Source organism: Methylocystis sp. (assembly GCF_021731785.1).
GTDB lineage: Bacteria > Pseudomonadota > Alphaproteobacteria > Rhizobiales > Beijerinckiaceae > Methylocystis.
The window spans coordinates 20847-28332 of record NZ_JAKFWS010000147.1 but is presented as its reverse complement, the minus strand read 5'-3'; the positions used below and the strand labels follow the sequence as shown (position 1 = coordinate 28332).

10 protein-coding genes are annotated in these 7486 nt (G+C 62.8%); 3 read left to right on the top strand and 7 right to left on the bottom strand.

All coding sequences use genetic code 11. The features are described 5' to 3' along the window. On the top strand, nucleotides 1-563 hold a 563-nt coding region (locus QZ964_RS19535), incomplete at its 5' end, for a tRNA pseudouridine(38-40) synthase TruA (RefSeq protein WP_292533712.1). 531 nt (nucleotides 564-1094) lie between these two features. Here the strand turns inward: QZ964_RS19535 and QZ964_RS19530 are convergent. From QZ964_RS19530 to QZ964_RS19520, 3 genes are all read right to left on the bottom strand, one after another. Further along, nucleotides 1095-1283: a hypothetical protein gene (locus QZ964_RS19530; RefSeq protein ID WP_292533711.1), complete on the bottom strand. Its 189-nt coding sequence runs from the start codon at nucleotides 1281-1283 to the stop codon at nucleotides 1095-1097. Nucleotides 1284-1395: 112 nt separating this feature from the next. Next, entirely contained in the window at nucleotides 1396-2136 is a 741-nt protein-coding gene (locus QZ964_RS19525; protein ID WP_292533709.1) for a molybdopterin-dependent oxidoreductase, read from the bottom strand. After that, nucleotides 2133-2750, bottom strand: coding sequence for a cytochrome b/b6 domain-containing protein (locus tag QZ964_RS19520; protein ID WP_292533708.1), 618 nt, complete (start codon nucleotides 2748-2750; stop codon nucleotides 2133-2135). The genes QZ964_RS19525 and QZ964_RS19520 overlap by 4 nt, the downstream gene beginning before the upstream one ends. A gap of 131 nt (nucleotides 2751-2881) precedes the next feature. On the opposite strand from QZ964_RS19520, the gene QZ964_RS19515 reads away from it, so the two are divergent. Next, nucleotides 2882-3892: an NAD-dependent epimerase/dehydratase family protein gene (locus tag QZ964_RS19515; protein ID WP_292533706.1), complete on the top strand. Its 1011-nt coding sequence runs from the start codon at nucleotides 2882-2884 to the stop codon at nucleotides 3890-3892. Nucleotides 3893-3901: 9 nt separating this feature from the next. Here the strand turns inward: QZ964_RS19515 and QZ964_RS19510 are convergent, their stop codons facing one another. Continuing rightward, the gene (locus QZ964_RS19510; protein WP_292533705.1) at nucleotides 3902-4177 is read right to left on the bottom strand and encodes a DUF3303 family protein; all 276 of its coding nucleotides are present in this window, start codon (nucleotides 4175-4177) and stop codon (nucleotides 3902-3904) included. 340 nt (nucleotides 4178-4517) lie between these two features. Here QZ964_RS19510 and QZ964_RS19505 point away from each other — a divergent pair, with 340 nt between their 5' ends. Continuing rightward, a complete protein-coding gene (locus tag QZ964_RS19505) occupies nucleotides 4518-5396 on the top strand; it encodes an alpha/beta fold hydrolase (protein ID WP_292533703.1) in 879 nt (292 codons plus the stop codon). 50 nt (nucleotides 5397-5446) lie between these two features. On the opposite strand, the gene lysA is transcribed toward QZ964_RS19505, so the two are convergent. The 3 genes from lysA to QZ964_RS19490 all read right to left on the bottom strand — a co-directional run bounded on the left by lysA (nucleotide 5447) and on the right by QZ964_RS19490 (nucleotide 7457). Next, on the bottom strand, nucleotides 5447-6712 hold the full coding sequence (gene lysA, locus QZ964_RS19500; protein WP_292533702.1) for a diaminopimelate decarboxylase: 1266 nt from the start codon (nucleotides 6710-6712) through the stop codon (nucleotides 5447-5449). 4 nt (nucleotides 6713-6716) lie between these two features. Then, the gene (locus tag QZ964_RS19495; RefSeq protein WP_292533700.1) at nucleotides 6717-7001 is read right to left on the bottom strand and encodes a lipoprotein; all 285 of its coding nucleotides are present in this window, start codon (nucleotides 6999-7001) and stop codon (nucleotides 6717-6719) included. A 279-nt stretch (nucleotides 7002-7280) separates the two neighbouring features. Next, complete coding sequence (locus QZ964_RS19490) at nucleotides 7281-7457, bottom strand: nucleotidyltransferase domain-containing protein (protein ID WP_292533698.1); 177 nt, start codon at nucleotides 7455-7457, stop codon at nucleotides 7281-7283. Nucleotides 7458-7486 lie beyond the last annotated feature (29 nt).

Below are 7486 nucleotides of genomic sequence, written 5' to 3'. Positions count from 1 at the left end.
GGCAAGTGGCGCATATCGATCTCGCGCGCGACTGGCGCGTCGACCGGCTGCGCGACGCTATCAATGCGCATCTGAAGCCCGATCCGATCGCGGTGCTTTCGGCGCGGGCGGTTGACGACGATTTCGAAGCGCGCTTTTCCGCGATCCGCCGCCATTATCTCTATGTCATCGACAATCGCCGCGCGCCCTTGGCGCTAAACCTCGGCCGCGCCTGGCATGTCAAGCGGCCGCTCGACGCGCAAGCCATGCATGAAGCGGCGCAGTCGCTCGTCGGCCGTCATGACTTCACGACCTTTCGCGCCTCCGAATGCCAGGCGAATTCGCCGCTGCGCACGCTTGAGCGTCTCGACGTGCGCCGCGACGGCGCGCGCATCGAGATCGTCGCTTCGGCGCGCTCCTTTCTGCACAATCAGGTGCGCTCAATGGTCGGGTCGCTGGAGCATGTTGGCAGCGGCAAGTGGCGCGCCGAGGATCTGGCGCTGGCGCTCTCGGCGAAAGACCGCGCGCGCTGCGGACAGGTCGCGCCGCCGCACGGTCTCTACCTTGTTGGCGTCGATTATTAGCGCGCGATATGCGCTTGGAAGCGGGCTACTGCTTGTCGCCCGCGCCTCCCTGGTCGTCCGGCGACGGCTTGTTTGCGTCTTGTTTTAGCGCGGCGGGCTTCGTCTGCTTTTTAGCCGCGTGTTTCACGGCCCCGGCCGCGTTCGTTGATCTTTCTTCCTTGGCGAGCGCGCCGTGAATGGGAAGGAAGCTCGCCGACAACACCGCAGCCAATATTCCGTTCACGCAGGATCGTTGATTCAGCATTGGTTGGTCCCCTCAGATGCGAGAGCCCCCACCGACTCAATCGGCCCGCCCCACAGTCATCAGGCGCAACAACCGTGATGATGATGAGTCGCGCCCAAGTCCGCGCTGCGATGATTTCATGACCAAAATCGCGCTGTTTGACGAAGTTCGTCCGACTGGTAAAAAAATGCTTAACTGAAGGCGTCGCCGAATTTGGCGTCTTTGCGGGCCGTCGCTCTTTGCGTTCGGGGTGTATTCAGGCGGCGACTTTCCGCCCTATCGCCGTGGACATCTTCTACTCTCGGCGCTTACTCTTGGCGCTGGATCGCGTCTTCGGGCGCGGTTTCGCTCTTGACCGGCCAAATCCCAGGAAGCCTGGCGACCGGCTTCGGTGCGGGGGGCGCCTTCTTTTGCGCGAGAGCGCCATGAATGGGAATGACGCTAGCCGATAGAACCGCGGCGAGAATGCCATTAACGTAAGGTCGACGATTGGTCATGTATGCCTCGCTTAGAGTCTTGGCGCCGACTCATCGACCTGCCGGGGCGTGACCGACAGTCATATATAGTGGCGGGAAAGAGTCGAGACTTAGTTTCGGGCGAGGCGCCCCGTCAGGAGCCGCTGAACCAGTTGTAGCCTTTGTCCTCCCAGTAGCCGCCGGGATAGTCATTCGTCACAAAGATCTCGCCGATAAATTTCGGATTCTTGAATCCAAGCTTGGTTGGAAGGCGCAGGCGCAGGGGATAGCCGTATTTGGCGTCCGTGAAATCGAGCGCCAGCAGCGTTTGCGGATGCAACGCGCTCGGCATGTCGATGCTCGAATAATATTTGTCGGCGCATTTGAATCCGACGTAACGCGCCGTGAGGTCGGCGCCGATTCGCTCCAGAAAATGGCGGAAGGCGACGCCGCGCCAGTTGCCGATCGCGCTCCAGCCTTCAACGCAGACGAGCCGGGTGATCTGGCTCGACTGCGGCAGCGCCCGCAGTTCGCTTAAGCTCCAGGGGCGCTTGTCGGCGATGAGACCCGAGAGCTGCAGTCGGTAGCTTTCGCCGTCAATGCGGGGGATGTCCTTTTCTTCGTAATAGGCGTTGAAAGGGAACGGCGTCGTGATCTCCGCTTCAGTATAGGTCGGCGCGAGCTTTGAAGGATCGAAAAGCGCCGCCTGCATTTTATCGTTGAAGCGCGACAGCGCGATAAGCAGCCGATCGACGGCGTCGTCGTCTTTCAGGGTGCAGCCGGAGAGGAGCGACAGCGCGCCAAGCGACAGGCCTTGTTTGAGAAAGAGACGTCGCTCGAGCCGCGCGATCTGCGGCCGAAAGGCGGAAAGACGTTTGCTGCGGGGCGGCTTCATCGCGGCGCCTCCGCACGGCCGGTGAACATCGCCGCCAGAATGCCTTTGACGCTCACGGCGAGTCCGATGTGAACGACAAGGAAAGCGACGATCGCCGCCATCGCGAAGAAATGCACGCGGCGCGCCGCCTCATAGCCGCCCAACGCCGCCGTCAGCGTTTGAAGCTGCACGGGCTTCCAGATGGCGAGGCCCGAGAGAATGGCGACGATCACGGCAAGAATGACCGCTATGTAAGATACCCGCTGAGCGGCGTTGTAGCGGCCTGGCGCATGATGCAGGAGGCCTCGCATCGCGAGAAACACGTCGTCGAAGGCGCCGCGGAGCGAGATCGGCAGGAAGCTTCTTCGGAAGTGGCCCGAAACCAAACCGTAAGCGAGATAAGCGAATCCGTTGAGCGCCAGCAGCCACATTGCGGCAAAATGCCAAGCAAGCGCGCCCGCGAGCCAACCGCCCAGCGTGAAATCCTTAGGAAACTCGAAGCCAAAGATCGGCGAGGCGTTGTAGATGCGCCAGCCGCTCAGCACCATGACGAAGATCGCGAAAGCGTTCACCCAATGCGTCACCCGAACGAAGAGCGGGTGAATCGTCTTAGGCTTGTCGGCGCCGCCAACCATGACGGTTTCTCCTATTTGCGCCAACATATGGCTTGAGGCGGCGAAAACGAAGGCCTCGCAGGCGCGTTGACAGGCCGGTCGCCTTCCCCCATGACGGCGAAGCTTTCATCACGCGGGAATATGGCGAGCTCATGCGCGTCTTCGTGACCGGCACGGCCGGCTTCATCGGCTTTCATCTGGCGAAGCGTCTGCTCGACGCGGGGCATCTTGTCGATGGCTTCGACGGCATGACGCCCTATTACGATCCTAATCTCAAGGAGGCGCGCCGCGCCATTCTGCAGCGCACGAATGGCTATCGCGACACGATCGCCATGCTTGAGGACATGGAGGCGCTCACCCGCGCCGCCGAACAGGCCGCGCCGGACGTCATCATCCACCTCGCCGCGCAGGCGGGGGTACGCTACTCGTTGCAAAATCCGCGCGCCTATGTCGACGCTAATCTCGTCGGCGCCTTCAACGTCATGGAGATGGCGCGGTTCTTGAAGCCGCGACATTTTCTGTTCGCTTCGACAAGCTCCGTCTATGGCGCGAGTCCCACGGTGCCGTTCCACGAGAGCGACCGAACCGATTTTCCACTGACCCTTTATGCGGCGACGAAGAAAGCCGGCGAAGCGATGGCGCATTCCTATGCGCATCTATGGTCGATCCCGACGACGATGTTTCGCTTCTTCACCGTCTACGGGCCATGGGGCCGCCCGGACATGGCGCCGTTGAAATTCGTCGACGCGATCGAGAACGACCGGACGATCGACATCTATAATCACGGCGACATGTCGCGCGACTTCACCTATGTGTCGGATTTGGTCGAAGGCGTCGTGCGGTTGATCGAGTGCGTTCCCGAGCGCGATTCGGGCGACGACAGCGTTTCGCCGGTCGCGCCCTTTCGGATCGTCAACATCGGCCGCGGCGCGCCGGTGAAGCTTCTCGACTTTATCGAGACGATCGAAAGAGTGCTCGGCAAAAAGGCCAAGCGCAACTATCTCGACATGCAGCCGGGAGACGTTCCGCGCACTTTCGCCAGCGCCGATCTCCTGGAACGCCTGACCGGCTATCGCCCGCATACGTCGCTTGACGAGGGCATCGCGGCGCTCGTCAACTGGTATCGCGACTATCGCCGCTCTCATGGAGACCTGGCGTTCTGAGCCGCGAACCTATTTCTTCTTGGCTGCGAGGAAATTGTGCGCGGCGTTTTCGTCAAAGACCGGGGTGATGTGGTTGACGTTGAGGTCGGTCCAGGAATGGAAGAGCGCGCCGAGATCAGCGACGTCGCTGGCTTCGACGATGCTCCAGCCTTCGAGCAGCGTGACGGAAAGCCAGTTTCCGATGACCTTCATCCCCTTCGGAGCGGCGTCGCCGAGTTTCTGAAAACGCTTGAGAACATCGTCGCGATGTTCGGGCGTCATTTCATAGTAGATCGCAAACAGCATCGGCCATACTCCGTTCGCTTGGAAATGCAACTTCCGCCTGCCTGGCCAGAACGGACGCCCAAACTGCCGCAGTCCGAAGTCACATACAACCGGATACGATCGGCTCACCCGATCCGATCGGGATGCTGTCCGTCGCAATGACATTCTCGACGCCTCGGCGCTGGCGAATGACGGCGTAACGCGCGCCACCGAGCATATGCCAGCCGGCGATCTCGATTCGCTTGAGCTTCGTGGCGAAGACGTAGACCTCGCGTGCGACGCCGGCGCGTCGAATTTGTTTTCGGCGAGGCCGGGGGATATCTTTTATACGCGCGCTCGTCGCCTCGCGGCGCCGCGCCTAATGCTTAGGGACCTCATGGCGCGCTATTTGAAACATGCGCTCGCCGCTCTTTTCGCCGGTTATTTCGCGGCGCTCGCCGGTCTCGTCGCCTTTCAGCGCGACTTCCTCTTTCGCCCCGACGCGCGGCGCGCCGATCCCGCCGCGGCCGGCCTTGCCGAGGCTCAGGAAACGACGCTCAAGACGCGCGACGGCGAGACGCTTCTCGCCTGGCGGCTTTCCGGCGACTGCGGGCGGCCGTTCATTCTTTATCTTCCTGGCAATGGCGGCGCGCTTCGCGATCGCGTTCCGCGGTTCAGGCGCTTTGTCGAAGACCGGTTCGGCATGCTCGCCGTCTCCTATCGCGGCTACGGCGGCTCGACCGGCGCGCCCGCGCAGGAAGGTCTCTTCCTCGACGCCGAAGCGGCCTACGCAGAGGCGCTGAGGCTCGGCTACGCACCCGAGCGGATCGTCATTATGGGCGAGTCGCTTGGAACGGGCGTCGCCACCCATCTTGCAGCCACGCATCATGCGGCGGGACTGGTGCTCGATTCCCCCTATTCCTCCATCGCCGACGTGGCGGCGGAGCGATACTCCTGGGCGCCCGTCCATTATCTCGTGCGCGATCCGTTTCGCTCGGATCGGGAGATCGGCAAAGCGCGGGCGCCGGTCCTCATCCTCCACGGCGAGAATGATTCCGTTATTCCAATTCGCCTCGCACGCCGGCTGTTCGATCTTGCCAATGAGCCGAAGACGTTCCTTTCAGCGCCCGGTCGCAATCATCTTGCGCTGCTCGATCCGGGCGTTTATCCCCGCGTGCGCGACTGGATCGAGGCCCACGCCGGCGCCGCTTGCGAAAAGGCGGACGCGAGCTTCCCGCACGAAGCGCGCTCGAAACATTGAAATCGACCACGTTTTTGTATTCAAGCGATTCCGGCTAAACGCGGCGCGATCTAAAGCCAGTCGGGGACGCTGTCCATCGCGATGATCTCCTCGACGCTTTGGCGTTGGCGAATGACGGCGTAACGCGCGCCATCGACCAAAACTTCGGGAACCAGCGGGCGCGTATTGTAGGTCCCGGACTGCACGGCGCCATAGGCGCCCGCCGTCAGCACGCAGAGCAAGTCGCCGGCGCGCGGTTCGACCATCTCGCGGCCATGCGCAAGATAGTCGCCCGTTTCGCACACCGGCCCGACGACGTCGGCGACGATCTTTTGCCGATCCGTGTGCTGGCGCTCGGGAACGATGTCGTGCCAGGCGTCATAGAGCGTCGGGCGGACAAGGTCATTCATGCCGGCGTCGACGATCACGAAGGTCTTGGCGTCGCCATGCTTCACATAGATGACGCGCGTGACGAGCACGCCGGCGTTGCCGACGATCAGCCGTCCAGGCTCCAGCACCAGTCCGCAGCCGAGTCCGCCGAAATGCTTGCGCACGATCCCGGCGTATTTTTCGGGATGGTAGGACTGCGGATCGTCGCCCTCGTGATAGGGGATTCCCAGCCCGCCGCCGAGATCGACATGCGAAATATTATGCCCGTCGGCGCGCAGGTCGCGCACGAGTTCGGCGAGCAGCGAAAAGGCTTCGTCGAATGGCGCGAGATCGGTGAGCTGCGAGCCGATATGCATGTCGGCTCCGGCGATCTCGATCCCCTTGAGCTTCGCGGCGAAGGCATAGATCTCCCGCGCGCGCGACAGCGGCACGCCGAATTTGTTTTCGGCGAGGCCGGTGGAAATCTTCTTGTGCGTGCGCGCGTCGACGTCCGGATTGACGCGCAGCGATACGCGCGCAGCGCGCCCGAGCGCGCCCGCCGCTTGCGACAGGGCTTCAAGCTCCGGCTCCGACTCGACGTTGAAACAAAAGATTCCTGCGCCAAGCGCCGCCGCGATCTCCTCCGCAGACTTGCCGACGCCGGAAAAGGTGATCCTTTCCGGCGCCACGCCGACGGCGAGCGCGCGGGCGAGTTCGCCGCCGGAAACCACATCCATGCCCGCGCCCTCCTGGGCGAGAAGGCGCAGCACGGCCTGATTGGAATTGGCCTTCACCGCATAGCAGACGAGGGCGTCGAGCCCCGCGAAGGCTTGCGAAAACACGCGAAAGTGACGGCGGACTGTCGCCGCCGAATAGCAGTAAAAGGGAGTGCCCACTTCATCGGCGAGCTCATGCACGGCGATCTCCTCGGCGTGGAGCGCGCCGTTGCGGTAGGCGAAAAGATGCATCGGCCTAAAGCAGCGGGTCGAGCGGGAATGGATATTGATCTGGCGGTCGATTGCCGACCGTGCCGGGAATCGGCGGCGCTGGGACGCTGGCCGGCGGGGGCGCTCCGGGCCTCGCCGCTTTGGCTTGCGCGGCTTCGGCCTGCGCCCGAAGGATCGCGCCGCGCGCCTGGGTCTCGGGAGGAAGCTCCAGGGGACCGCGCCGGCCGCAAGCGCCGAGGCTCGCGGCGATGAGCGCCAGCGCAAGAGCCGCCACGGAGCGGCGCGTGAGGTGCGGCAAACGAGGCGTCACGGCGATTCGTCCCAAAGGAATGCTGGCGCACTATAGCGATGAAGCAAAAAAAGGCGAGGGCGCCGGCGCAGAGCGCCGAGCGCCGAGCTGCTCCTTTTGCGCGAGGTTTGCTTTGCTTGCGGTCGATTCTGGACCCGGGGACATCCTTGCTGGTCAGGCGACATCCATTTGGCATGCTTAACGAGTCGTGAATCGAACCCCCTGCCGTTCCGGGACGGAACAGGCGCCAGGAAGCGGCTGAACTCTTCGCGGACTTTCGGCGAGCCGTCCGCTTTCTTGCTAGAAGCTCTCCGGCTCTCTTAGGAAGACCGCGATATCGTAATCAGAATCCTGCCGAGCGTCCCCTCGCGCTCGCGAACCGAACACCACAGCGCGCTCCAGCCGCTCGCCATATGTCCGGGCGAGCGCAGCGCGGAATCGTGTGAGAATTGGATCGGCGGGCGGCGGCTTTGTCATGGTCTCTGCGGCAAAATATCCAATATATT

Excerpts from the sequence above, each read along its gene's own strand:
- QZ964_RS19530 (WP_292533711.1), bottom strand. The coding sequence starts at position 1,283 with ATGACCAATCGTCGACCTTACGTTAATGGCATTCTCGCCGCGGTTCTA.
- QZ964_RS19505 (WP_292533703.1), top strand. The coding sequence starts at position 4,518 with ATGCTTAGGGACCTCATGGCGCGCTATTTGAAACATGCGCTCGCCGCT.
- lysA (WP_292533702.1), bottom strand. The coding sequence starts at position 6,712 with ATGCATCTTTTCGCCTACCGCAACGGCGCGCTCCACGCCGAGGAGATC.
- QZ964_RS19490 (WP_292533698.1), bottom strand. The coding sequence starts at position 7,457 with ATGACAAAGCCGCCGCCCGCCGATCCAATTCTCACACGATTCCGCGCT.
- QZ964_RS19515 (WP_292533706.1), top strand. The coding sequence starts at position 2,882 with ATGCGCGTCTTCGTGACCGGCACGGCCGGCTTCATCGGCTTTCATCTG.
- QZ964_RS19525 (WP_292533709.1), bottom strand. The coding sequence starts at position 2,136 with ATGAAGCCGCCCCGCAGCAAACGTCTTTCCGCCTTTCGGCCGCAGATC.
- QZ964_RS19520 (WP_292533708.1), bottom strand. The coding sequence starts at position 2,750 with ATGGTTGGCGGCGCCGACAAGCCTAAGACGATTCACCCGCTCTTCGTT.
- QZ964_RS19510 (WP_292533705.1), bottom strand. The coding sequence starts at position 4,177 with ATGCTGTTTGCGATCTACTATGAAATGACGCCCGAACATCGCGACGAT.